Raw genomic sequence first — 25,965 nt, 5'->3', positions numbered from 1 at the left:
GGCGAGCACAGTCGGAAGAACCGAAGCCGGTTATACCGTGCTGAGTGCGCGGGGGCTGCAAAAGAAAGGCTGCGAGAGAACACTCTTCATTACTCTCAAAGAGGGCAATTCCTTCTACTTTAGCCTCTTCAAGCAAAAAATCAATGTGCCAGTGTTTGCGCTTTTTGTGACGGAGATGCCGCCGTAGGCGCACCGCAACCCTGACTCTTGCCCTTCCCACGTACACATAAAAACCACACCGAAACCGGTACAGACCCTTCTTCCCTACCTGAATCTCGCTATCCCTATCGAGTCGTATAAAAAGGAAATAACAGGCCATATTTCTTCTTCCCTATGATAATATAAATAAATTCAGAAGGGAGGCAAATCTCATGCAAGGGAAGACTGTCATTGTCACGGGCGGTGCTCAGGGAATCGGGAAAGCCGTGAGTTATGCTTTTTTAACCCGTGGTGCTCTGGTCTCTCCCTGGGATATCGATGAAGAAGCCCTCGCAGAGCTCGAAGCGGAATGGTCCCATTACCGGGAAAATCTTTTCCCGGTCCACGCTGATGTGGGGTCTGAAGAATCGGTCAACAAAGGAGTACAGGCAATCACCCAAAAGTGGGGCAACGTGGATATCCTGATCAATAACGCGGGTATCTTCCTGCAAAAACCCATGGAATCCGTGACCACCATAGAATGGGATAGGATTTTAGCCGTAGACTTACGGAGCGTTTTCCTCATGGTCCGGGCGTGTCTTTCGCTCTTTGCCGAACACGCTGTCATCATCAACATTGCTTCAACCAGAGCCCTCATGTCTGAACCACACACCGAAGCCTACTCAGCTGCCAAAGGGGGAGTGCTGGCCCTCACCCATGCACTCGCCGTTTCTCTATCCTCCCGGAAAATCAGAGTAAACGCCATAAGCCCGGGATGGATTGAGGTTTCAGCCTGGAAGAAAAAGTCGCTTCGTAAAGAACCATCGCTCCGGCCCGTTGACCACCTGCAGCATCCCGCCCAGCGGGTGGGAAGACCAGAAGACATTGCTGCAGCCTGCCTTTTTCTCGCCTCAGAAGACGCTGGCTTTATTACCGGAATAAACTTGGTGGTCGATGGAGGAATGACGGTGAAAATGATTTACGCGGAATAAGAAAACCCATTTTTGGGTATATCCTTGTCAAAAGAGGTGAAATCCATGGAACTCATCGACATCTCCTTAGAGCTCTCTAACGAGACACCTACCTATCGGGGTCGCAAAGAGAAAAAACCATCCATTACGGTTATCCGTACTCTAGAACAGGGAGCCAATGAAATGCGCCTCAACCTGGAAACACACACCGGCACCCACGTCGATGCCCCACTCCACATGCTCTCTGATGCCACCTCCATCGACCAGATTCCCCTCACCCAATTTATGGGCTTTGCCTACCTTGCAGAAATTCGGCATGTACCAGTCATTACCGAGAAAGAACTCCGTTCCTTTGAGCCATTTCTTTCCCGTGAAACCTTTCTCCTCATTAAGACTGATAACTCCTTCCAGGATTTGAACCGGGATGATTTCGTTTACCTCAACCATTCCGCAGCCCAATTTCTGGCTGATAAAAACCCTAAAGGGGTGGGAATCGACGCTTTAGGAATTGAGCGCAATCAACCCGAGCACGTCACGCACCAGACCCTCCTTTCACGGGGAATCCTTATTTTTGAAGGACTCTACCTCAAAGAGGTGAATCCCGGATGGTATTATTTTATAGCCTTTCCTCTTAAAGTGAAAAACGGTGACGGAGCCCCCACCCGGGCGGTCCTTATACGGGTATAACCATGACGACGCTGGTCTTTTTTGGTGCCACTGGACACCTCTTCACCAAGAAAATCTTTCCGGCCCTGGCTTCCTTTTCCAGTGAAGACTTCGAAAACCTTTCCATCTTAGCCATCGGAAGAAGATTTACCACCCCAGATGAATATGCCAATTTCCTTTCCGGACTTCACCCAAACGCAGGGGAAATCCTCAAACGGATTCAGTACCTTAAAGCCGACGCCAAGGAGGAAGATTTGGTGCCGAAACTCACAGCACACCTCAGTACCCAAGAAGTCCTGTTTTATCTCGCTACCCTCCCCTCGATATATCCAGACATCCTGAAACAGATTCACAGGTGGCGGACCCAAAATCCGGCTGTTTCAACACGCATTGCCCTGGAAAAACCTTTTGGTCAGGACGAAACGGGTTTCACGGTACTTGAGAAAGAATTGCGAAAAACCTTCGCCGAAGAAGACATTTTCTATGTGGACCACTATTTGGGAAAGTCCACGGTTCTGGGCCTCATCATCCTCAAGGCCGAAAACCTCTTTATGGAAAAGCTCCTCTCCCGGGAACATCTTCAGGAAGTGCGCATCGCAGTCTGTGAAACCGAAGGCGTGGAAGAACGGGAAAAGTTCTACGAAGAAACTGGGGCGATTCGAGACATTTTTCAGAACCACATTCTGCAACTTCTGACGCTCTTTGCCATCGACATCCCACCACTGTGTGAAGAAGACAAAAGGGAGTGTCAGCGTTTCCAACAAAAGGTTGCCGAAGAAAAGGTGCGGCTTTTGGAGATGGTACGGCTGCCCGAAGCACAGGACATATTTCTCGGACAGTATGAAGGATATCGGCAGGAAGCCCACAATCCCCATTCGCATACCGAAACACTCCTATCGATACCGCTCTTCATCGACTCACCACGCTGGCACAGTGTTCCATTTCGCATCCTCACCGGAAAAAAAATGGCCGAAAGGCGCTCCTTCATCGAAGCCATATTCCATTCGGTCATGCCTTCTCCAAATCGACTCTCCATCGAAATCCAGCCCGAAGAACGAATCGACCTATTCATCAATGTGAAAACACCCTCCATGGATCTCTCTTCAACTATGGCCAAACTGAACTTTAACTATTTCGGAACTTTTGGAGCCAAAAGTCCAGAAGCGTACCAGAAAATCCTCTACGATTTTATTCGGCACGACCGGACTCTTTTCCCCAACTCCCAGTTTATCCGCCAATCCTGGAAAATAACGGATGAACTCCGCCAAAAAATCGAACAATACAATCGTATTCCAATACCATACCCTCCCCACGTACTCCGGGCTGAAGATTTTTTCATCCGGCATCGATTCGGAAGGAACCCCCAGTGACCCCATAGAACTCAGGGTGTTCAAAATCAAGATCACTTACCAAACTTTCGCATTCTAAGGTATGGCCGTTAAAAAAAACCTGGGTCACGCTCTTTGTTTCTATCATTTTTATCCGTTCTTGGTAGAGAAGCTCTTCGGTTAGCACTCGATTCCCCTCCTTTGAAACCACTTCTACCGAACCAAAAAAACGAAAATTCTTCTGTTTTAAATCGACCTCCGCTGACTGGGCTTTCAAAGTGGAACGAATTATGCCCTCCTCACCGTAAACCACAAGTTCAATACCTCCCTGACACACTGCCTGATTTCCCTCTTTATCAAACTTGACTTCGGTGGCACGAAGCACCCAGTTGAGTTTTCCCCCCTCCCATCCCCGGATCTCCACTTGCTTCCCCAAAACGGGAAAGGGAGTTGGGGAAGGAAACGGTGCCTCACTCTGAGCAAAAAGTGGTAAAGAGAGAATCACGCCAAAAAAAAGGGTAAATAGGATGGGGAGCGTATTCCCCATCCTATTACTTCTCCAGCTCATACGGCCAGCAGCTGATTCCACCATCCATAACTTTTACGTTCGTAAAACCGTTATGCCGTAAAATGAGCGAAGCTTCATATCCCCGCAGGCTTACCGTACAGAAGGTGATGATTTCCTTATCTCTGGGGAGTTCGTGCAATCGCTGAGGGAGTGTTCCCAGAGGAATCAAAGTGCTCCCGGGAATACGCATACTCTGATATTCCTTAGGAGTTCGGACGTCAAGTAAAACACATTCCTCGTTTCGTTTCCGTTTACGCTCCACTTCATGGGGTGAAATACCGACCATTTTTCCCTCCAGTTTGTTGCGTAAAACATTCGCCGCCACACATAAGTTATCGATGGCCGAAGCATAGGGTGGCGCATACGGTAAATCGATGCTGGAGAGGTCTTCCACCGCCCCTCCATAGTACAAGACCGTGGCCACAGCGTAAATAGTCTTGGTTACATCACCCAAGCCGATAATCTGTGCCCCCAGGAGTTTCCCGCTTCGTTTATCAGCAACGAGTTTCGTCATCACCCGTTTGGCTCCCGGGAAATAATGAGCTCGATCTGGCGCCGGCACCAGTGCATATTCCACTTCATACCCCATATCTTTCGCCTGGCGCACGGTGAGTCCAGCTCGAGCAACAGTATAGTCAAAGAGCTTGAAAATCACCGAATTAAGCCCTCCGCGAAATACCTCATTTCCTCCGGCGATATTGATGGCCGCTACCCTTCCTTGTTTGTTGGCTAAGGATCCCATGGGCATATAGGCCCCTTTCCTACAAACCAGATTTTCCACCTCCACACAATCCCCTACCGCAAAGATAGATGGGTCAGAAGTACGCATAAACATATCCACCTTAACTCCACCGGTTTCACCAATCTCAAGTCCAGCTCGTTGAGCAAGGTCCGAATTGGGCTTGAAACCTGTGGCCACCACCACAAGGTCGGCTTCATAGACCCCTTTATCCGTGATTACCCGTTTTACCACCCCATCCTGACCCTCGAGCCGTTCCACTTTTTCTCCCACCCGGATATTCACCCCTTGAGACTGGCAGTACCGTCGCACCAGAATTCCCATGTCTTCGTCAAGAATGGGCAATATCTCGGGCAAGACTTCAAGAATCGTCACATCAAGACCATTTCTTACCAGACTTTCAGTCATCTCCATACCAATCAGCCCTCCACCAATAATCACTGCCTTTCGGGCCAGTTTCTCAGTGATGGTCCAGCGGATGGCTTCTGCATCTTCGATTCCGTGAAGGGTATAGACATGACCCAAGTCTCTGGGACTGACTTCTCCAGCGTGGTCAAAGTCCACAGCCTTGATTGGTGGAAAGGAAACTTTTGCACCAGTAGCCAAAACCAGATAGTCATAGGGCAATTGGAACACCTCACCGGTATTCACATTACGGGCCTCAACCGTTTTCCCTTTACGGTCAATCTTAAGCACCTCGGTATGGTTATACACCCTGATACCCTTCGATTTCTCAAAAAACTCTGGATCTCTCAGGACTCCTACTGGCGTTTCCATTAATTCTCGGTACTCTTTGATTTCTCCCCCCACATAATAGGGCAATCCACAGCCTGCGTAAGAAAGAAACTTTCCCCGTTCGAGAATGATAATATCAGCTTCCTGATCCAGCCGACGGAGTTTGGCTGCTACTTTTGGTCCCGCAGCCACACCACCAACAATGACGACCCTTTTTGCCACGCCCCCAACCTCCTCTCTATCGACCTTTCAAAGCCTTTACATCATTATAGATAGCTCCAATACAGAAAAGGGACACCCCCAGAACAACGATTCCAAACCCTCCTAAAATCCCACCGATACCACCCATCCAGGCCAATCCACCCATAATGGGAGGAGCAGGCGTCATAGGAAAGTTTTCTTCCCCTGGTGAAGGAAGAGGATACGATGAAGTCAACATTTCCAGAAAACTCCCCATCCCGATCACCGACAGAACAATAAAAATTGCCCCGAAAACAAGCACAATAATCCCCACAACTTTTAAAAAAGTGCCCATCGTCACCCCTCCAAGTGATTTTTTTTCATTCTACCACCAAAATTTCTTCAAAACCACCAACTTGACAAACCACTCGCAAAAAACTATCGTAGGTGCATGTGGCAGGTTTACACGGTTGGTACTCAAAATTACCTGTATACCCCGCTTCGGCGAATCCTCGTCGATGGTGGTCCCGGCAAAGACCAAGCCAGAAAACTCAAGCAAACGGTAGGGACTATCGAGGTTATCTTTCTCACCCATGCCCACGCTGACCACTATGGGGGTGTGCCGTACCTCCTCAAAGCGTTCCCAAGCCTCCAGCTTTTTCTCCATCCTCAGGAAATACCCTTTTTGCACAACCCAATTTTTGAGCCTGCACTCCTTTTTGGGGGTCTTCCACCCCGGGCACTTTGTCATCCTTTCCTCCTCGGCCCTTCCAATCTTCCTTTCCAGGAAATCGACCCGACACGATTCCCAGATATCGAATTCGTACCTCTTCCCGGACATCCTCCAGGCCTTTTTGGTATCGCCATGGGCGATACCCTTTTTGCCGCCGACGCTCTGTTTGGTCTGGAAATCGTCAAAAAATATCCCATCCTGTACCACTTTGATCCCGAAGAAGCACTCAGGACCCTTGACACCGTCGAAGAACGCTTTACAACCTTCATCCCCTCTCACGGAAGCCTCAGCGGAAAAGAATTGCTTCGCGCCAACAGGGAAACCATAGAGCGAACCTTGGAAACGATTCTTGTCACCATAGCTTCAGGCAAGCGTTCTTTAGAAGAAATCCTGAAAGCTACCATGACGACCCTTACTGCGGTCAATTCTCTGGACCACTATTTCCTGAATCGTTCCGCTCTTCTTGGTTACGTAAGCACCCTCGAAAAACGAGGAGAGCTCGTTTTGCAGGTTGAAAACTCGGAAGTCCTCATCCAAAAAAGATGACCTTTGGCCACGGAAGGAAGAGGATAATGGAAACACCATGAGGGGTACTGACTTCATACCTCCAAAGGCACATATCGTGGTTCTTACTCTGGCTTTCCTTTTTCATCTTTTGACTATTTCTTCTTTCGCTCAGGGAGCGGTTCTGCGAGTCGTTCTTGACTGGGATTATCCTCCCTTTACCTCTATCGATGAAAATGGCCGTTTCGTGGGCATATCCGTCGATTTCTGGCAGCAATTCGAACAAAAGACCGGTATTAAGGTAGTCCTGGTTCCCATGGAATGGAGTATGGCCCACCAGGTCATGCTCAGAAAAGAGGCCGAAGTGATTGATACCCTCTTTTATACCCCAGAACGAGACCAGTATCTCGATTACACCCGCCCCCTTTTCTCCATTACTTCAAGCATCTACTATCGCAAGAACCTTTCTATTTCCTCGCTTCAGGATCTGACTCCCCATGTGGTGGGCGTCAAAGAAAAGGACGCTCTCATCGATATCGCTCTCAGAGAGAATCCATCCATCGAATTACGATTCTACAAAAACTACTCCGATATCATAGAAGGAGCCAGAAAAGGCGAAATTCAGGTTTTTCTCATGGACGACCCACCAGCGAACTATCACCTGGTGCAGCGCAAACTCCTCTATGAATTTTCCCGCGTTCCCATCCCGGTATCCAACTCCGTTTATCTCGCTACCTGGGAAGGAAACGATAAGGTTCTTGCCATCCTCAACGAAGGCCTGGCCAAGTTTTCTGAAGAAGAAATCCAAGAACTCTCAAAGCGGTACCTCGTAGAAGTCGAACAATTCCCTCCCTGGCTCTGGAAAGCCATTGTCTTTCTTTCGATTCTTGCCTCTTTCGCACTTATCGTGCTCACCACGTTCAACCGACTCCTCAAAAAGAGGGTTACACAAGCTACGAGCAAGCTGCGAGAGCAAAACCGGGAACTGGAGGAAGCAAAGAAAAAAATCCTCAAAACTATCGAAGTAGTCGCAGGTCTTCCTTTCTTTGACATGGAAGAAAAAGATTTTTTTGCCCGAATTTTAGACTTAGCTCTGGAGGTCATTCCCAAAGCCCGTTATGGGAGTGTCCTTCTTTTTGGTAAGGATGGTAAAGGTAGACTTGTGGTGCTGCGAGGGCACGATGAACGACTGAACGGTTTCACGTTCGAAAAAGAGGACCTTCTGGCTATTAACGAAGCCATGGTTCTGAAAAATATTCTGGATCCGGGAAGAAAATTTTCCTCCCCAGAAAATCTGCAAAAACTCCTGGCTTTCAGCCGTCCCATTGCCGAAAGCCTTCTCGTCCCCCTCTGGTGGGAAGAAAAACTTTTCGGTCAGCTTGATCTTGATATTCCGCTTGAGTCCACCGAACGTTTCACCGAAACCGATGTGGAAACCATGAAAAATTTTGCCCGCATCTGCGATGCGTTTCATGCACTGAAAACCTCGGTAAAAAGGGAAGAAGTGTTTCTAGAGAAACTCCTTTTGATACTCATGAAAACTTTGGAATACTATGATCGGTATACCAGAGGTCACTCGGAAACCTCTGCTCGCTACACCCTGAAGATTGCTCAAGCTCTTCATTTTGATTCCGAACGAACCAGGAAGCTCTACTGGTCCACCGTCATTCACGATGTAGGTAAAATCTTTATCCCTCAAGATACCCTCAACAAGCCTGGAAAACTCACCGACGAGGAATACCACTTGGTAAAACTCCACCCTATTAAAAGTGCGGAACTCATCCTGGGTGTCGAAGGTCTTGAAGATATTGCCTGCGTTATTCGTCACCACCATGAACGATGGGATGGTATGGGTTATCCCGACGGTTTACATGGCGAAGAAATCCCGTTAGAATCACGAATCATCGCTGCAGTCGACGCCTTTGAGGCTATGACAAGCGATAGACCCTACAAAAGAGCCCTCAGCATCGCAGAAGCCATTGAAGAACTCAAGCGGTGTCGTGGTAGTCAGTTTGACCCTCTCATTGTGGATATCATGGTTACCGTACTCACCATCGAGCTTCAAAAGCAAGAAAAACCGAATACATGTTAAAGATGGTATCGTTTCGGAAGGTATTTCCAGAGTATCCACCCCACCAAAAGAAGAATCGGGAGCGTGGTAACCTGCACCATGGTGAAAAACCCCATCCCCAAAACAGGGTTTTCATAGACCGCCACCACCAGGGGCATTTCCCGAAGGGTTTCTTCGACTGTGGCGCGAAAAATCTGATGGTAGAAAACGAATGACCAGAAACGATAGCCATCCGGAAGTTCTTTTTTTTCCAGAGCAAAGTGGCGGATAAGAAGAAGAGCGCTAAAGAGTGCAGCAATCCACTGTACCGGCCAGCGACCGAAAGAAAAGTTGGTCATCCGTCCAATATTTTCCACATTAAGGATATTAGCCAGGCGAATCAGGGTATAACCCAGAACAATCCCCGGAACGGTAAGATCAGCTACAGCATGAAAATCGTAACGAGCTCGAAAACGGAGATACCAGAAAGCAGCTAAAACCCCGCCCAAAAGTCCTCCGTGCCAGGCCAGTCCCCCTTCATAGACTTTAAGAATTTGGAGCGGTTTATTCCAAAACCAAGAGGGGAAATTTGCCGCCACAAAGAGTAATCTGGCCCCCAAAAGACCAAAAATGACCACCAGGAAAACCATGGTCAACAATCGTTCCTCTGCAAAACCTCTTCTTTTCCCCTGGCGCAAGAGGTACATACCTCCCAAAATAATGGATACAGCCATACAAACTCCGTAGAATCGTACTTCCAGCGGTCCAATGGTGAAAATGACGGGATGAAGCATACTCATACCCCTTTTAGCAATCTATGATACTATATATAACACATAATATCTCATGAAGGAGAAAAAACTATGGGGAAAATTGTAAAGGAATTTCGAGATTTTATCAGCCGGGGTAATGTGATTGACCTCGCCGTTGGGTTCATCATCGGTGGTGCTTTCAGCACCATCGTGAAGTCTCTCGTTTCAGATATCATCATGCCCCCCATAGGACTGGCTCTGGGAAAAGTTGATTTTTCGAATCTCTTTGTGGTTCTTAAAGAGGGTGATAAACCTGGTCCCTATCACACTGTGACTTCTGCTCAGGAAGCCGGTGCCGTCACTCTTAACTACGGACTTTTTATTAACAGCGTGGTGACGTTTCTCATCATTGCTGCGGCCCTCTTTATTCTGGTAAAGACTATCAATCAGCTTCAACGAGCAAAAGAGCTTCCCCGGGAGCAACCAAATACTAAGGAATGCCCATTCTGTTTTACCCTCATCCCCATCAAAGCCCTCCGTTGCCCAAACTGCACCTCAGAGCTCCAACAATAAAGGGCACAAAGGAATGACAACACGGTATTTTGATTGGTTCAAACAGGCTGAAAAAGACTTAGAACACACCCACCTATCTTTCAAGCACAACGACTACGAGTGGGCTTGTTTTGCCACCCATCAGTGTGCTGAAAAGGCGGCAAAGGTCCTACATCTTTTCCTTGGAGAAGAAGCCTAGGACAACTTCCCCTGCCAGTTCCAGAACTCCTCGTTGAAAAGGGAAAAGTTCTTGATGGGTACTCTATCCTTCCTCGATATCCCAACGGTTTTCCCGAAGGAGCTCCTTTCGAGCATTTCGGAACCCTCCAGACCAAGGAGACCATTGCCTATGCCAGTGAGATTCTCAAATTCGTCCGCTTTCAGACGGCCGAGCAAAAGCGAGGTTGAATACGCTCTCAAAAAGTGGGCAAAGAATCTGAAAAAGATACCCATTCATTCTTCGAATCGGATACTTTGGCTCGTACGCCCGCGGACTTCAAGGTGTGGGAAGCGACTTAGACCTCGTTATCATAGCTCAATCTTCATCAAAGCCTTTTATGGAGCGCACCCGGGATTTTGACACTACTGAACTTCCCGTTCCGGTCGATCTGTTAGTCTACACTCAGCAAAAATTCGAGACCTTACCGGGCAATTTGCTCAAATTCTGAGAACAGAAACGGTCTGGGTTCCCTTTTAAGCTCTCCCAAAATAGAAAATCCGGCAAGGAGGTCCGCTCCATGAGATGCACTCTATAACGCTCCGGCAAAATCCGCTCCAGCTCAACGCAGGCCTGGTGAATACCCCTTCGCCAAAGGAAGATGCCCTCAACATCGTAGACCTTAATTCGGAAGACGATATCAGGCAGACATCATTCTCTCCCATCGCATTGACAAAATTCATACTGGGAAAGATTCGCACTGTTCCGGTTCTTTTTGCGGGGAACTTCACCGTTCCCCTCAAACACTACTTCAAGAGTTTGAGCACAAAAGGTGAGAGCTCACCCCGGCGCATGAAATGCCCAGAAATTCCAAAAACCATGACCCATATTCAATTTTGCGCGCTGAAAATTGCCAGCACCAGGTCCTCAATGCGATGGTCTTTACCGGTCGTGAAATATTACAGATACATAGCACTGAAACACTGCCCACGATCGCGCTTCCACAAGCATTTTTCAGGATATTCACTATCTGCCTTTGGTGCCTGTCAAATAACCCCAAAACCAAAACACCAGTTTTACGAGTGTCCCAGTAAACCGTCCTGGCCTACAACGGTTTCCAAACAAGAACCCTTGTGAAAAACAACCAGATAAGTCGACATCAACCTTTACCAAAGTCAATAGAGAGAAACATGGTTCTACCAATCAAAAACGAAAAAGAACGAATGCCATGGTGGAAAACCCACACTTTTCGCAACCGGGAACAGAGTTGTTTTCCAAAAACCATCTGGCAACTTGCTCTCACTATGACCCTTTATCCAAGGACTACAATGACTCAAGCCCCTCAAAATACTGGTCGGGGCGAGCCGACTTGAACGGCCGACCCCCTGCTCCCAAGGCAGGTGCGCTAACCAGGCTGCGCTACGCCCCGACGGAAGAGATTATAACAGGAACGCTCTAAGAGTTACAAGAGAACAGCCCTAAAAAAACACCTAAGGGAGGCCAAATTCTTCTGGCCTCCCTTAGGTGCAAGGAGGGGAAAGACTTCTATTAATTTAAAGGAGGTGCTAGTGGGGTACTCCCTTTCTTCACATGTCAATTTCAAAAAGAATTATATAGGAATCCTTGACAAAGTCAAGCATCCTGAAGAACGAAAAATAAAAAATATTTTCCTCAGTGGCTCACAGGGACAATAGCCCCCATGGATTCTTTTTGGTCCATAAAACGGCGATAAACGGTTCTGGCCTTTTCCAGAGTAAAATTTCGTAAAACTTCGTCGTAACGGAGCGGAAAGTCGTATCCCAATCCCACCGTTTCGCAAAAAGAAAGGAGGGACGAAAGAGAGGAAACCGTCTCGAAATGGTGTAAAAAGGTTCCCCAAGTATAATTTTTCGCTTCTCCAAACTCCTCTTCTTCTATGTTGATAAGACTACGGAATTCTTCTCGCAAGAGGGAAATCACGGCGTCGAAATAGACAAAGGGGAAACTACAGAAAGCGCAAAGGAAAGATGGACCAAGAAGTGGAAGATAAAAAGAACCAACCTGATAACTGAGACCACGTTCCTCACGGATTTTGAGGAAAAGCCTGGAGTACATTCCTCCTCCTAAGGCGTTATTGAGAATTTCAAAGGCTATGCGCTCTTCCACTTCAAGTAGCCCCGGAGCCCTGAAACCGAGAACAACCCAGGCATCCCGAACTTCCCGACGATCCACAATCTTTAAGGAAGCTGGGAAAAAACTCTCTTTAAAGGGGTTCACTTTTTCTCTGGGAATCACGTTCCCCAGTTCATCCTCAAACAGTTTTTTCACCGTTTCAACTTCAAAGTTACCCACCACTGCAATCACCATGTTATTGGGAACGAACATCCGTCCATACCAGTACCAGATTCTTTCTTCATCGAGGCTCTGTAATGTCGATTCTTCCCCCAGGGTGGGAAAGGCATAAGGATGCCTCCCAAAAAAAGCCTTTCGGAAGCGAAATATGGCCGCTTTCAGGGGGTCGTCATCGAGAGAATGTAAAAGGGAAATGAGAAATTTTTTTTCCTTTTCAATCTCCTCTTTTCGAAAGGCAGGAGTTTTAATCACTTCAAAAAAGATCTTCAAGATTTCCTGATGGTTTTCAGCGGGACCATCAATCGCCAATCGTCCGGTAAAATAATTTGAAGAACTGTGGATATAAGCTCCCAGCCGTTCCACAGCTTGGTTGAGTTCAGCAGCACCACGCTTTTTGGTTCCTTTGAGGATTACCTCCTGCATCAGAGCTGAAATTCCCCGTTCTTTCTCACCTTCGTAGAGATTACCAAGGTTAAGACAGAGGTTGACTGAAAACAGAGCACTCTCTGGAAGTGGCAAAAAAAGCAGCACTAATCCATTTTTTAAGGTAACTTTTTCAACCCGTTTGATGACTTCTGGCATCGCTATTCACCCGGACCAATGAGAATAGAAGTAGCCCGCTCCATGTCAAAGTATTTTCTGGCCACTTCGAGAAGATGCACCCGCTCCAGACGCTCTAAATGCAAAAGGAACTTAAGAGGATGGTCTACATTATCAATCACGTCAAACCGCCCCAGAAGCTCGGCACTCCCCAGAGTGGTTTCAACGGCATTAAAAAAGCTACTTTTCAAAAGGTTTTTAGCTCGTTCCAACTCTTCTTCAGTGGGTGGCTCCCGAAACAAACGTTCCAGCTCCTGCTGAATCGCTTCCTCAATCTTTTCTCGATCCCCTTGCGAAAAAGTGTAAAATACCGTGAATATCCCCCCTTTTTCATAGTAAGAGTATGCTGTATGAACGGTATCCACAAGGCCCTGTTTTTCTCGCAGAGAAATGTTTAATCTGGAACCAGCACCGTCACCAAGTATGACCGAAAGAAGTCTCAGGACGTTAAAATCGTCGCTCTTGATGCCTCCACAGAGGAATCCAATGGCTCCGTAGTTCCGGCAAACATCCATTCGACATTCCACAATCTGGCGGATGGGAACAGGAAAAGGAGGAAAGAACGACAGGTCAAATTCCCAAGAAAATGGCAAATGACCCACCACTTCTTCCCCAAAAGAGAAAAGCTCCCTCTCTTCCAGGTTACCACTCACCACACAGGTTACATTTGCAAGGTAGTAGAAGCGCCTCTGGTGCTCAAGAAGGTCCTCCCGGGTAAGGCTTTTCACCGTCTCTTCCTTTCCCAGAATCGGCATTCCGTAAGGGGTACCCCCAAAAACCCGCTGGTGGAGAAGGTGAGTTAACCGCTCTTCCGGGTCGTCTTCATCCAGGTGAATTTCCTGAATCACCACCATCTTCTCCCGTTCAACATCTTTGGGATCGAAAAGCGGTCGAAAAAGAAGCTCGACTCCCAGAGTAAAGGCTTCTTCCCAGTATTCCACAGGAACCACCAGGTAAAAATCCGTGGTATCGAGAGAAGTCCCAGCGTTCAGATTTCCTCCCAGAGCTTGAACCCGGCGAGAGAGGAGATTGCCAGGAAAATTCGTCGTTCCTTTGAAAACCATATGCTCAAAGAAGTGGGAAAGACCATTTTTCTCTGGTTTCTCATCCCGCACCCCTACCCGAACCCAGAAATTGATCGCCACAAGCGGTGAACGTGTCTTCCGATAAATCATCCGGAACCCTGAAGGAAAAACTTTTTTTGTATAGTGCAAGCCAACCATGTCAATACTTTATCTCCACAGTTTGCCAAATAGAGGAGAGGAACACTCCTCTCCTCCACTATTTAGACCCACCAAGCCTGGCCAACTTTTTCCGTAATCAGGACGGACTTCAAAAAAGCAACCGCTTTTTCAAAACCTTCCCGAGCCGACATTAGAGAATCTTCGTGTTCAATCGAAAGTACCCCATCATATCCGACCAGGCGCAGTGTACTCACAAAATCCTTCCAGAACTGAAAATCATGCCCGTACCCAACGGTGCGGAAAAGCCAGGAACGCTTTGATTCCTCAGTATAGGGTTTGGTATCGAGATTCCCGTTCACAGGGCTATTGAAGGGGTCAATTTTCGTGTCTTTAGCATGTACGTGATAAATAGCTCCTTCGAGCTTTCGCAGAGCCAGAATCGGATCAATGCCCTGCCAGAAGAGATGGCTTGGATCAAAATTCGCTCCGATGACCTCCCCAACCTCCGAACGAAGGCAGAGAAGCGTTTCCGGATTATACACCACAAATCCAGGATGCATCTCCAGACATACCCGCACCCCATGGTCACGGGCAAACTGACCGGTTTTCTTCCAGTACGGAATCACCTTCTCCTCCCACTGCCATTTCAGGACTTCCAGAAAATCAGAAGGCCACGGACAGGTTACCCAGTTGGGATACTTAGACCCCTCAGAATCTCCCGGACATCCAGAAAAGGTAATCACATTGTTAACCCCCAACTTTTCCGCCAAAAGCACGGTCTTTTCAAAATCGTCATGGTGTCTTCTGGCCACTTCCGGGTTGGGATGCAGAGGATTCCCATGGGTACTCAGTGCACTGATTTCAAGACCTCGGGATTCAAAGGCTTCCTTAAACTTCTGAACGCTGTCAGGACTTTCCAAAACCTTTCCAGGCTGGCAGTGAGCATTGCTGGGATAACCACCGGTACCAATCTCAACTGCCTCTATTCCCGCACCCTTTACGTAATCCAAAGCCTTTTCCAGAGGTTCATTCTGGAACAACACCAAAAACACTCCGACCTTCAACCACAACACCTCCCTCAAAAGTATTGACTTTTAAAACGATTTCCCATATAAGAAAAAATAAAACTTTCCGCCAAACCAAAAGCCCAAGCTCAACGTAATCAAGTATACTCCCGAAATAAGCGGAAAGCAACAATCAAAGGGGGTACGGTATGCGAATTGCCGAGAGAGCACACCAAATTGAACCATCTGCGACGTTATCAATCTCCGCCAAAGCGAAAACCATGAAGCAGGAAGGCATCGATGTCATCTCTTTCAGTGCCGGAGAACCCGATTTCGATACACCTCTACCAATTAAAGAAGAAGCAAAAAAGGCCATTGACCAGGGTTTCACCAAATACACCCCTACCTCGGGAATCCCCGAACTCAAGGAAGCCATTTGTGCAAAGCTCCTCCGGGAAAATGGCCTCAGGTACGAGAAGGAAGAAATCATCGTTTCTTGTGGTGCCAAACACTCCCTTTACAATGCCATCATGGCACTGTGTAATCCCCAAGATGAAGTACTCCTCCCCCGCCCCTACTGGGTTACCTACGCGGAACAGATTAAACTGGCTGGAGGAGTTCCAGTAATTCTTGAGTGTCATCCTGAAACCCTGGTTTTTTCCCTGGAAGAACTCAAACGGAAAATTACCCCCCAAACCCGTCTTCTTCTCCTCAACAACCCCTCCAATCCCAGTGGTGTGGTGCTGGAAAAAGAGCTCCTAGGGGAAATTGCCGAGATAATCCGGCATTATGACATGGCCGTGATTTCAGACGAAATTTACGAGCATTTAGTGTACGAATGTGAATTCCCGGTAAGTATCGCCACTTTTCCAGGAATGAAAGAAAGAACCATTATCGTTAACGGTGTTTCCAAAACCTTTTCTATGACCGGGTGGCGTATCGGGTATACTGCTGGACCTAAAGAGGTCATCAAAGCCATGGAAAAAATTCAGGACCATTCTACCTCAAACCCTACCTCCATCAGCCAGAAGGCAGCCATTGCCGCTCTAAACTCCAACATCCAACTAATTCAAGAAATGGTCGAAAAGTTTGACCGAAGAAGAAAACTCATGATTCAAGGTATGGAGGAAATCCCCGCAGTCACTTTTCCCATTCCCCGGGGTGCCTTTTACCTCTTTGCCAATTTTGCACCTTACCTCGAACGGAGATTCGAAGGAACGCGTATTGGAACTTCAATGAAGCTGGCCGAAATACTGCTCGAAAAAGCACACATCGCCTGTGTACCGGGAGTGGCCTTTGGTATGGAAGGTTACCTCCGTTTTTCTTATGCCACCTCGGAGTCAAACATCGAGAAGGGGATGTTGCGTCTCCGAGATTTTTTGACCAAACTATAAAGGGGGTTCAAGAAAATGCCCAAAATCTATCTCCTTGATGTGACCAATCGCGATGGTGTTCAGACTGCCCGATTGGGACTGGCCAAAATCGAAAAAACCATGATGAATTTCTTTTTAAACGAAATGGGCGTGTACCAGAGCGAATTCGGTTTTCCCACCACCCGCCACGAAACGAATTACCTCAACGCAAACTTAGAACTGGCTGAAATGGGAGTCCTCTCCCCCATTCGGCTGAGTGGATGGATGCGGGCCACCAGCGGTGACGTAGAGCTGGCTTACAAGCTGGTTCCCAACCTCAAATATCTGAATCTTTCCATTTCGACTTCTGATCAGATGCTTCAGGGAAAATTTCAAGGAAGGATGACCCGCGAAGATATCATTAAAAGTATGGTTGATGCTGTCAAAACCGCTAAAGATTTAGGAGCTACGGGTGTTGGTGTGAATGCTGAAGATGCATCCCGTACCGATGTCAATTTTCTTATCGATTTTGCCTTAGCCGGAAAAGAGGCTGGTGCCGAGCGTTTCCGTTACTGCGATACCTTAGGGTATGACAGTCCTTTCACCACCTACGAGCGAATCGCCCGCATTGGAGAAAAAACTAAAATGGCCATCGAACTCCACTGCCACAATGATCTGGGGATGGCTGTAGCCAATTCTCTTGCTGGAGCAAAAGCTGCCATTGACGTCGGATGTGATGTGTTTATCAATACCACCGTAAATGGCGTAGGCGAGCGAGCTGGAAATGCAGACCTTGTCTCGGTCATTCTTGCCATTAAATACGCCAGCGGCATGGATGGCAACAAATACCAGCTCGATGAACGAGTCAACCTCAGGGCCTCATGGAAAACCTGCAAATACGCCTCGTATGCCTTTCGAGTTCCCATCCCCATCACTCAGCCAGGGGTGGGTGCCAATGCCTTCGCTCACTCCTCCGGAATCCATGCTGATGGAGTCTTGAAGGACCGCAAAAACTATGAACTCTACGACTTCGAAGAGTTAGGGCGTGGTGAACCGGAAATTATCGAAACCGGACGACAAATCGTAGTGGGTGAATACAGCGGCATCAAAGGATTTTACAATGTTTATGAAAAATTGGAAATCGAATTCAAGAGTGAAGAAGAAGCCCGAGAAATTCTCGAACTGGCTCGTTTCGCAAACGTGGAAAAACAGAAGCCACTCACTGAAGATGAACTGCTTTTCATTGCTCGCTATCCTAAACAGGACAAAAAAATGCTTACCCTCATCCCGTAAACACCAAGGCTCCTTCTCCGTGGAGAAGGAGCCTTGGCCTCCATCCTCCCCTGGTTTCCACAAAAAACCTTTCATTCCCACCTCGCAATTTTGTCATTGCGCAATACTGAGAAGAAACTTTCCCCTTTATTTGGAATTTTGCGGTTGCCAAAGGGATTTCTTCTTTTCTTTTTTTTCCTCCCCCTTCCAATTCCTTCCTGCCTTAAAGAAGGCTTCAATATTGGTCATGGGAACGTCTTGAGGAAGGTCACAACCCGTACTCAAAACGAAGGAAGAAAAGCCTTCCATTTCTTCAAGAAGTCGATACGTTTTGATATAGATTTCCTGTGGCGTGTCCTGAAGCATCTCCACAGGACTGATATTGCCAATGAGGAGGACATCGTCTCCCAAAAGAGAAGCGGCCTGAAGAAAAGACACCGCACTGTCAAGACTTAATCCTGCAACCCCGGAATCGGCCATTTCTCGAAGCAGTGGGGTGGTATTGCCACACACGTGGAGGATTACTTCGATATCATCGAAAATTCCCACCATCTCCCTGTAAAGTGGCGCAAGATATTCCCGAAACTGACGAGGGCTGAAAATCACCGCAGTAGGTTCAAGAACCATGAGCATGTCCGCACCCTCATCTTTGAGTGCTGAAGCGTAGCGGAGTACCACTTGAAAAGAAAAGTCAAGGAGTGCACGGAAAAAATCTGGCTCAAGAAGGCTTTTAATAGCCAGCTCATTCGCCCCAACCAGAAGTCCAGCCAAAGTGAGTGGACCAATGACGTATCCCCCAACTGGACAGGGAAATGCTACTTTCATATGACGCAGCGTTTCCAGATACACTATAACTCGCCCATCACCCAGGATATCAATTTTCTTGAATGGTTCCAGATCAAGGAGTGTCTTCACCGGATGGAATTCCACCGACGGCGTTTCCTCAAGAGGGAAACGAACTGGCAAACCCAGAGCGCTTGCCTCCACCGACAAATCCATCATAAAGAACATGGCATCCGGCCGGAAACGGTCATAGAGCCGGCTTAGAGACTGAAACTGAACAAGATGATTAAACTGGTTTTGTTTAATCGTGGTTCCAGTCAACTGCAAACCTGGATAACCCATAAGTGGCACTACCGGACGCCGCCCATCTTTCCAAAGGGATGCAGTCACATCTCGTAAAGAAAAACGCTCTCTTCCCTTCCGCACCATGGTCAACACCCCAATTTAATAAATGATTTAATTTTATTTTCATTATATCATCCTCTTTGAAGAAATCAATAGAGCAAGACAAGTTAAACCAGACATAGGATAAGAGCTTCACTAATAAGGATTACAAAGGTTTTTCCCTTGCGAAGGATTCTTTTATCCCTCAAAAAAAATCTATTACTGTTTTATTTTATTCCGGTGATCTTTACCCATACCCGACGATACCTTGGACCATCAAATTCACAGAGAAAAATCCCCTGCCAGGTACCAAGGACCAGTTTCCCTTCCTCAATAAAAACCGTAACCGAAGAACCAAGGAGACTCGCCTTAATATGGGCGGGGGAATTTCCCTCTCCATGTTGATAAAGAGCATTGTGGGGAACCATCCGATTGAGGCCTGCCATTAAATCTTCAATAACATCCGGATCAGCGTTTTCCTGGATGGTCACCCCGGCAGTGGTATGAGGAACATACACCACGCACCACCCATCCCGAACCCCCTCGTCCTTGACCACTCCCTGGACAAGAGCGGTAATAGATACGCATTCCTCTCGAAGATGAGTTCTCACTGAGAGCTCACGATACATAATCGTACCCCCTATTCAAGTAACCTCTTTAAGAAATCCCCAGGATTATCGGAAACGGCGATTCGCTCTTTCGTATAATGCTCTCCACGATTTTCTTCAGAGGTAGCCCAGGGTGTAAGAGGAAAGCGAATCGCAAGAGGCAACCGTAAAAATGGTTGATCCACAATCACTTCCCCAGGAAGAAGGGCCGAAGCACGTTCCCGCAGAACTCCTTGAAGGTGCGCATATTCTGGCTTGGAAAGCTCAGCCAGTTTCTGCCTTCCCACCACCACCGTTGATGCTTGGGTTACCACCCGGTAATCGACTTGAGAAGCAGTTTGTTCCGCCCCCAAGAGAATCACCCGAAAGGACCGACCTCTCTCAGCCACGTCCTGAAAGATAGCCCCCAGAGGACCCCCTCCCTCTCGGGGTGCGTATTTATTCAGTTCATCCAGGTAAACAAAAACCGGCTCCTCCAGGAATTGTTCTTCTTTTGTGCACATCACTTCCCGCAGAATTGCTCCCACCACAAAAGCCTGCCCGGAACGACTGAGCTTGGCAATATCGACCACCGTTACCCCTCCGGGGCGATTCCAGTCAATGTGATACAAGGGTTCAGGAACTCTGCGAATTTCCCCAAAGACCTCTACCTCGATTTTTCGCCAGAGTTTTCCAAGAAACGCTTTCTGAGCCATGCGCAAGCGGCGGGAAATGGCCAGAATGGTCCGGTCTTCAATTTTTTCTCTTCGAAGCGCTTGAGCCACATCTCCTTCTCCACCATCCTCCACACCGTGGAACATATCGACAAAATTTCGACAATCACTGGGAAGCCCGATTCTCTGGAGAACCTCTTCCGGATCCCCATGGGCCAGAGCCACCGCATGAAGGTATACCCGCACCAAACTCCGGCGGTCCAAACCTCCCACTTCAAAGGTCACGTTGTAGGTAGAAGGTTGCTTCAACTCCTTTTTGGCCTCCTCAACCAGCCGTTCGTAGCGTTCTCGAAAAAGGTCTTCAATAACGCTTACTGCCAGGCTAAAATTGGGGTTCCGCTCTAACTCCTCGGGATCAAATAGAAGGGGGATGAGACCCAATTCCACGATATCGAGAATATCCCATCCATAGACGGAAACCTGACTTCGAGAACGAGCAAGGTTTGGTGTTCCCACGGCATCCTTCGGAGCGACCATCACTTTCACGTTTTCAAAAGGATGCGGTTCCAACCCGAAAATTCTAAACATTTCCTCCCATTCCTGGAATTGACGATTTTCCTCACCTGAAGAATTCCGAGCTTTTTGCCATTCCCGATTCCAACAATCGAGAAAAAGCAAACTCTCCCCTTTCACGTTAAAGACAATAGCCCGGCTCTGGAGAAGCATTTCAGAAAAAGGCGAACCAACCATGGCCTCACTGCGGGAAGAGTATAGAAGCATCCAGAGAAGAAACGTGGCGTACGAGGTTTTGGTTGCAACTCCAGATTGCCCACTCACATTGATATGTGCGCCATTATCACCTAAGATATACTTAAGGTCCAAAAGAGCCGCCTCTCCCCCAGCCAGTACACCGAACGGCAAACCTCTTTTGGCCCTCTTAAGTTGATCAAATCCAAGGGCAACGTCGACTTCTTCTGAGGTAACGCGCATCACTCGCTCTCCCACTGGTGGTGGAAGAGAAGGAGCCACGGTAACCCAGTCATCCTCTTCACGCTTTAAAACTCGGGTGACCACAACCTGTCCAAGGTACAGCGGCACTCCTTGATAAATACCTTCAAAACAGGCTTCTTCCTGGTAGCCACTCGAAATCGTTCCATCCCAGGAAGCAACAATTTCGGTAATCACTCCATAGGCCAGAAAAGCATCTCTCCCCCAGGAGTACTCGATCTTCACAATTTCATCCAAAGAGAGAACTCTATCCACTGAAGAATTCATGCGCACCCAGAAACGATATGGGGTCACCTCTTTAAGACCGGTTACTGTACCGAGCATCATCTCCACCATGGCCTACCTCCATACGCTCTTTACCCAGAGATATTGAATCCAAGAAGGCGAAGCAAAGAATTGCCCCAGTACATCCTCCAGGGCAATGATGGGAAAGATGTTTTCTGGAAGCCTCCGCCAAGGAAAGTCAGCCGTCAAACGAGGCAAGAGTCCGGCTAGGCGATCAAAGAAGCACGTCAGCTCCTGCTTCATCGCTGGCCAAGCTTCTTTCTGCAGCAACACCTCCAGGCGCACCAGACCTTTCCAGGGAAAACGTTCGTCTTTCTCGGTGAGCCGAAGGTACGAAAATACTTTGAGGAAGTTTTCCTCAAGAAGGAAACTCAAAAAAGGAGTCCTTTGTCCCCGATCTAGGTGGAAAAGTGCTTCCCTTCTTTCTGCAGAAAGGGGAAGCTGTTCAATCCGCTTAACGAGACCCACCGGACCTATGCCTGGTTGAAAGATAAGGCGTTCATTGGGATGTAAAACCCCGTCCTTGATTACCGGTATCCCCTGATGGAAAAGCTCCTGCGTTACCTGTTCTTCTAAACGAGAAAGAACATTAAAAAGGGCTTGCTGAGAAGCTTCGACATCCTGTGGACTCCGGGAAATACGCGCTGATTCCTCTATTTTGAACACAAAACCTTCAGCAAGCTTTAAAACTCCACCCCGAATCTCTTTTTTCTGAAATATTCCCTCAGGAACCCCCAGAACCCGCTCCATAGAAGGGGGTTTTTGGGGAGAAAATCCCATGGACACACCCCGACGCTTATCCCAGATCGCATATCCCGCCAAGAGCTCTCCAAGGAGAAGGACGTGTTCCCCAAAAAGAATCCGGGCATAGATCCGCATTCGCCCATCCACAAAAAAAGCCTTTTCAATATCATCGCATAAAACACTTTGCCTTTCCTTCCAATCTTCAACCTCTCCAAACTCTGCAACAGGTTGCCAATGGCTCTCAAGAAGCGAAACATGGGCAAACAAATCTTCACCACCGCTCCAGTGATCTATCTGAAAGTGGGCATGGCGAAAAAACTCTAAGACATCGACAAGGCCTCGAGGTTCTTCTTCCAAGAAGCTTTGCCCTCCCTCACCACCAAATGAAGTGGAAAATATTCAGCGAAAAGCTGGTCATGGGTTACAATTCCCACCATTTTCCCATCTTTTCCCAAGCGCAGTATCGCATCAGCCACCAGCTCAAGGTGTTCTCGATCCAGTGGTGAGAAGCCCTCGTCAATGAAGAGGCAATCCAAAATTCTCCTTTGTCCTCGTTCCTTGAGCCACAACCGAGAAATGGCCAAGGCCAGAGCCAGCGCAATCAAAGTCTTTTCCCCACCAGAGCATTCATGGAGAACACGTTCCTCCTGCCCAAAACGTCGATCTACCACGACCATTTGTGCCTTCCCACCTTCGCTCTTCATGCGAAGCACATAGCGTTCTCCAGAAAGGAAAAACAAAAGCTGGGAAGCTTCCTGCTCCAGCTTTTGAAAAAGCACTGCCAGAAGATAATTTTTAAAATTCCGGGCTTCAAGCGCTTCGAGGAGCTGCTCAAGAATTTCCCTTTTTCTTTTCTTTTCTGCGATTTCCCGCATTAACTCCTGCCACTCTTTGAGTTCTGCTTCCACGTTCTCCAAAGTCACATTAAGCCTTCCCAAGTTATTTTCCCTCTCTCCAACTTCATTACGTAATTGATTATACCGTTTTTTCTCTCTCTCCACCTCTTCGGGAAGATTTTCAATCCGGTCTTTTATCTCCAAAACATCCACCAAATCTTTCTCTTCCTCCTCCAAAGAAGCAATCCTTTCTTCCACTTGCCGCAAGGAGCCCTCAATCACGCTCAGACGTTCCTGCCAGTTCCCTCTTTTTTTATTTGCAAACTCGAGCAAATCGGCTTCACTCCACCCCAGGCGTGTGAGTTCTTGCCGGAAAATATCTCCCCTCGTTTTTTCTTCTTGCTCCCACTGCTTTTGTTCCCTCTCCAAAAAAAGGATCTCCTTTGCAAGTTCTTCCCTCCGCTCACTTAAACTCCGAAGCCTTTCTTCCGCTCCTTTTTCTTCTAAAAGCAACACGTTCAAATCTTTCTCGAGTACACCCAGTTGTTCGGTAATCGCAGCAAAAGCCTCTTGAAAGAGGACCTCTGCCGCAGAGACCTCGCTTCCTATCCGCATTGCCTGCAGGAAAGCCAAAATCGTTTTTCTCTGCTCTTCCAGTGCCTCCCCAAGTTTTTTATACCGCTCATCCATTTTCTGGAGTTTCAAAATCAATTCACTTTCTCGGTTGTTAAGATGCTTCTGTTTTTCTTTTTGCCTAGCTAATGCTTTTTCTCCCTCCAGGTGCTGGGATCGCACCTGTTCAAGCTCCATTTCCCTGGTCTGAATTATTTTCCGAAACATCTCCATAGTGAATTTCTCTTCCTGCCATTTTAAATCCCTCAAAATTCGTCTGAGTGTTGCCTCAATCTCGTTTTTTTGTCGTTCTTTTTGGACAATTTCTGATTGAATTCGTCCCCACTCCTTTTGGATATTCTCTTCTTCTCTGGAAATTATTTCGAGCGATTCCTGAAGATTTTCCAGTTGGGTTTTGAAGCGCGTTACTGAATCCTGCAACCGTCGGTAACGGGTTTCCCACTCTATGAAATCAACACGTTCACTCTCCTCAACCCCTTGACAGGGGGAAACAGTGCCACAGACCGGACAAACCCCCTTTTCAGCCCATTCCTTCCGTAATGTTTCCACCATGAACGCCCGAGATTTCCTCCGGTACTCCTGTTCAAAAACTTCCCACTTCTTTTGCGATTCTCGAAGATTTTCTTGTACTTTCTTCAAATTCTCAACTTTTTTTTCCCTTTCCTTTTTCCATCGTTCTTCATCGCTGCTCAGTCGCTTTCCTTCTTTCTGTAGTGATTCCAAATCCTTAAGGCAACCAAACCGTTGCTCGTAAAGAGGCCCGACTATTTTTTCCTTTTCTTTGAGATTCAAAACTTCTTGCATTAAAATTTTAAGACGTCTTTCCAGGTCCATGGCTTGTTCTTGAAGTCGCTCGGAATCCTTTTCCACCGTAGACCTTTCCCTTTGCAGACCAGTAATCTCTTCCCGAGTATCCTGAATCTCTCGCCAGAGAAACGATGTCTCAGATTTGAGCCGTTCAATTGCCTCAACCACAGGTAAAAGCTCCGTAAAAGCCTTCTCTTGTTCTCGAAGGCCACCAAGTTCCCGCGCCACCTTTTCCCTTTTCTGCCGATTGACTTCAAGAGAAAAAGCCGTGTTCTTTTCTTCGACCTTTACCTCTCTCAATTTCGCATTTCGCTTCTTGATCTCCTCAATCATCTCTTGAAGGTTGTTCCAGCTTTCCTGCCATGGCTGCCAGAATTCCAACTTCACTCGTTGTGCCTCGGTGATAACCTGATCCTCCCTGGCTTTTTCAAAAGCCTCCATCTTTTCTGCAAGGAGCTTTTTCTTTTTTTCCTGCTCTTCCTTCTGGGAGCGGGAAATGACCAGGAGACGTTCCAAGTTCTGCAATCGTTTTCTACTCTCTTCTTCTTTTTCCCTCAAGGAAACTAAAATAGCCTGAGCCTGGCGTATTTCCTCTTCGAAACGCATCTTCTGTACGAGTAGATTTTTTCCCTCTAAAATTTGCAAACGCGTCTCCTGCGGCTTGATTTCTCCTTCCAAGCGGTTAAAATCCTCCCTCACTTTCTCCCTAACCACATCGAGAACATCCAAACCAAAGAGACTGCTTAAAATTCGAAAACGGTCTGCCGGAGTTGCCTCAACGAAGCTCAGAGTTTCTCCCTGAGCCAGAAAAACCGAAGAGCGGAAGGTACTCGCATCAAATCCCAGAATCTTTTCAACCTCCCGGTTTACAGACTGTTCCCCCGAGCAGATGGGCTTCCAGCTTTCGTTTTCCCGTTTTTCCAATACTGCAGTTCCTCCTCTTTTCAGGGAAAATTCCCGAATAACCCGGAAGAACCTATCCCCCAGCAAGAACTCCAGTTCCACTCGCATGGTGTGTTCGGGAAATCCCCGATGGAGGATTTCCCGACGCCCCCGTTCCACCCTGATACCTCGACCATAGAGCGCAAAGAACAGAGCCTCCAGAATGGACGACTTACCAGCCCCATTGGGACCGACAATAACAAAAAGGTCTCCCTGATCGAAACGCACTTCGACTTCTTCAAGACCCAGAAACTTTTGTACCGCAAGCCGTATCGGTCTCACTCCGTTTCCTCCCCCTCCCGCCCCCCCCGATAGTAGAACTCAAAAAGGCGCACCACACCCTCCGAAAAACGATTCTCCTGACAAAACCGAGAAAAAAGCTGGGGAATCGTATCGAGTTCTACCGATTCCTCCGCCTCCGGTAACTCATGCTCCCTGGCAATGACTTCCGTCATCACCACTTTCC

At 47.7% G+C, this 25,965-nt stretch carries 23 protein-coding genes, 1 tRNA gene and 1 pseudogene; 10 read left to right on the top strand and 15 right to left on the bottom strand.

Annotated elements, in window-relative coordinates; genetic code table 11:
* On the bottom strand, window positions 1–319 hold a 319-nt coding region (locus ABDK92_07735; protein MEN3186505.1), incomplete at its 3' end, for a DUF123 domain-containing protein.
* A gap of 52 nt (window positions 320–371) precedes the next feature.
* Between ABDK92_07735 and ABDK92_07730 the strand changes: the two genes are divergently transcribed.
* From ABDK92_07730 to ABDK92_07720, 3 genes are read left to right on the top strand one after another with little or no spacing between them, the layout of a single operon-like run.
* Window positions 372–1,130 carry an SDR family oxidoreductase gene (locus tag ABDK92_07730; GenBank protein ID MEN3186504.1) on the top strand — a complete coding sequence of 253 codons (759 nt, stop codon included), beginning with the start codon at window positions 372–374 and terminating at the stop codon, window positions 1,128–1,130.
* Between the two features lie 45 nt (window positions 1,131–1,175).
* The gene (locus tag ABDK92_07725; protein ID MEN3186503.1) at window positions 1,176–1,796 is read left to right on the top strand and encodes a cyclase family protein; all 621 of its coding nucleotides are present in this window, start codon (window positions 1,176–1,178) and stop codon (window positions 1,794–1,796) included.
* A 2-nt stretch (window positions 1,797–1,798) separates the two neighbouring features.
* Window positions 1,799–3,145, top strand: coding sequence for a hypothetical protein (locus ABDK92_07720; protein MEN3186502.1), 1,347 nt, complete (start codon window positions 1,799–1,801; stop codon window positions 3,143–3,145).
* Here the strand turns inward: ABDK92_07720 and lptC are convergent.
* The 3 genes from lptC to ABDK92_07705 are packed head-to-tail and all read right to left on the bottom strand — an operon-like array spanning window position 3,111 to window position 5,680.
* Window positions 3,111–3,650 (bottom strand): LPS export ABC transporter periplasmic protein LptC, encoded by a 540-nt coding sequence (gene lptC, locus ABDK92_07715; protein ID MEN3186501.1) that lies wholly within the window; start codon window positions 3,648–3,650, stop codon window positions 3,111–3,113. The two genes, ABDK92_07720 and lptC, sit on opposite strands and share 35 nt — an antisense overlap.
* Before the next feature lie 4 nt (window positions 3,651–3,654).
* Window positions 3,655–5,367, bottom strand: coding sequence for an FAD-dependent oxidoreductase (locus tag ABDK92_07710; protein MEN3186500.1), 1,713 nt, complete (start codon window positions 5,365–5,367; stop codon window positions 3,655–3,657).
* Between the two features lie 16 nt (window positions 5,368–5,383).
* Entirely contained in the window at window positions 5,384–5,680 is a 297-nt protein-coding gene (locus ABDK92_07705; protein ID MEN3186499.1) for a hypothetical protein, read from the bottom strand.
* A gap of 96 nt (window positions 5,681–5,776) precedes the next feature.
* Between ABDK92_07705 and ABDK92_07700 the strand changes: the two genes are divergently transcribed.
* Both ABDK92_07700 and ABDK92_07695 read left to right on the top strand, forming a co-directional pair.
* Window positions 5,777–6,604, top strand: a complete 828-nt coding sequence (locus tag ABDK92_07700) for an MBL fold metallo-hydrolase (protein MEN3186498.1) — start codon at window positions 5,777–5,779, stop codon at window positions 6,602–6,604.
* Window positions 6,605–6,641: 37 nt separating this feature from the next.
* Window positions 6,642–8,654 (top strand): HD domain-containing phosphohydrolase, encoded by a 2,013-nt coding sequence (locus tag ABDK92_07695; protein MEN3186497.1) that lies wholly within the window; start codon window positions 6,642–6,644, stop codon window positions 8,652–8,654.
* Here the strand turns inward: ABDK92_07695 and ABDK92_07690 are convergent.
* On the bottom strand, window positions 8,651–9,406 hold the full coding sequence (locus tag ABDK92_07690) for a prolipoprotein diacylglyceryl transferase (GenBank protein MEN3186496.1): 756 nt from the start codon (window positions 9,404–9,406) through the stop codon (window positions 8,651–8,653). The two genes, ABDK92_07695 and ABDK92_07690, sit on opposite strands and share 4 nt — an antisense overlap.
* Before the next feature lie 78 nt (window positions 9,407–9,484).
* Between ABDK92_07690 and mscL the strand changes: the two genes are divergently transcribed.
* From mscL to ABDK92_07675, 3 genes and pseudogenes are all read left to right on the top strand, one after another.
* Complete coding sequence (gene mscL / locus ABDK92_07685; GenBank protein ID MEN3186495.1) at window positions 9,485–9,937, top strand: large-conductance mechanosensitive channel protein MscL; 453 nt, start codon at window positions 9,485–9,487, stop codon at window positions 9,935–9,937.
* Between the two features lie 13 nt (window positions 9,938–9,950).
* Window positions 9,951–10,324, top strand: a pseudogene (locus ABDK92_07680) (HEPN domain-containing protein).
* A gap of 95 nt (window positions 10,325–10,419) precedes the next feature.
* On the top strand, window positions 10,420–10,584 hold the full coding sequence (locus tag ABDK92_07675) for a hypothetical protein (protein ID MEN3186494.1): 165 nt from the start codon (window positions 10,420–10,422) through the stop codon (window positions 10,582–10,584).
* An 840-nt stretch (window positions 10,585–11,424) separates the two neighbouring features.
* On the opposite strand, the gene ABDK92_07670 is transcribed toward ABDK92_07675, so the two are convergent.
* From ABDK92_07670 to ABDK92_07655, 4 genes are all read right to left on the bottom strand, one after another.
* A tRNA-Pro gene (locus tag ABDK92_07670) sits at window positions 11,425–11,502 on the bottom strand.
* 242 nt (window positions 11,503–11,744) lie between these two features.
* Window positions 11,745–12,986: a pitrilysin family protein gene (locus ABDK92_07665; protein ID MEN3186493.1), complete on the bottom strand. Its 1,242-nt coding sequence runs from the start codon at window positions 12,984–12,986 to the stop codon at window positions 11,745–11,747.
* Window positions 12,987–12,988: 2 nt separating this feature from the next.
* A complete protein-coding gene (locus tag ABDK92_07660) occupies window positions 12,989–14,179 on the bottom strand; it encodes a pitrilysin family protein (GenBank protein ID MEN3186492.1) in 1,191 nt (396 codons plus the stop codon).
* 110 nt (window positions 14,180–14,289) lie between these two features.
* Window positions 14,290–15,252, bottom strand: coding sequence for a sugar phosphate isomerase/epimerase (locus ABDK92_07655; protein ID MEN3186491.1), 963 nt, complete (start codon window positions 15,250–15,252; stop codon window positions 14,290–14,292).
* 149 nt (window positions 15,253–15,401) lie between these two features.
* Between ABDK92_07655 and ABDK92_07650 the strand changes: the two genes are divergently transcribed.
* Window positions 15,402–16,586: a pyridoxal phosphate-dependent aminotransferase gene (locus ABDK92_07650; GenBank protein ID MEN3186490.1), complete on the top strand. Its 1,185-nt coding sequence runs from the start codon at window positions 15,402–15,404 to the stop codon at window positions 16,584–16,586.
* 15 nt (window positions 16,587–16,601) lie between these two features.
* Window positions 16,602–17,837, top strand: a complete 1,236-nt coding sequence (locus tag ABDK92_07645) for a homocitrate synthase (GenBank protein MEN3186489.1) — start codon at window positions 16,602–16,604, stop codon at window positions 17,835–17,837.
* Between the two features lie 126 nt (window positions 17,838–17,963).
* Here the strand turns inward: ABDK92_07645 and ABDK92_07640 are convergent, their stop codons facing one another.
* The 6 genes from ABDK92_07640 to ABDK92_07615 form a co-directional block, all read right to left on the bottom strand.
* Complete coding sequence (locus tag ABDK92_07640) at window positions 17,964–19,028, bottom strand: uroporphyrinogen decarboxylase family protein (protein MEN3186488.1); 1,065 nt, start codon at window positions 19,026–19,028, stop codon at window positions 17,964–17,966.
* Between the two features lie 182 nt (window positions 19,029–19,210).
* Window positions 19,211–19,612: a secondary thiamine-phosphate synthase enzyme YjbQ gene (locus tag ABDK92_07635; protein MEN3186487.1), complete on the bottom strand. Its 402-nt coding sequence runs from the start codon at window positions 19,610–19,612 to the stop codon at window positions 19,211–19,213.
* A gap of 11 nt (window positions 19,613–19,623) precedes the next feature.
* The gene (locus tag ABDK92_07630; GenBank protein ID MEN3186486.1) at window positions 19,624–21,588 is read right to left on the bottom strand and encodes an ATP-binding protein; all 1,965 of its coding nucleotides are present in this window, start codon (window positions 21,586–21,588) and stop codon (window positions 19,624–19,626) included.
* Window positions 21,589–21,591: 3 nt separating this feature from the next.
* Entirely contained in the window at window positions 21,592–22,638 is a 1,047-nt protein-coding gene (locus ABDK92_07625; GenBank protein ID MEN3186485.1) for a hypothetical protein, read from the bottom strand.
* Entirely contained in the window at window positions 22,602–25,781 is a 3,180-nt protein-coding gene (locus ABDK92_07620) for an SMC family ATPase (protein ID MEN3186484.1), read from the bottom strand. Before ABDK92_07620 ends, ABDK92_07625 begins: the two co-directional genes overlap by 37 nt.
* On the bottom strand, window positions 25,778–25,965 hold a 188-nt coding region (locus ABDK92_07615; GenBank protein ID MEN3186483.1), incomplete at its 5' end, for a hypothetical protein. The genes ABDK92_07620 and ABDK92_07615, both read right to left, overlap by 4 nt.

It is taken from the genome of Atribacterota bacterium (genome assembly GCA_039638595.1).
In the GTDB taxonomy this organism is placed as follows: Bacteria; Atribacterota; Atribacteria; order Atribacterales; family Caldatribacteriaceae; genus Profundicultor; species Profundicultor thermophilus.
This window is presented reverse-complemented; position numbering and strand designations above follow the sequence as displayed.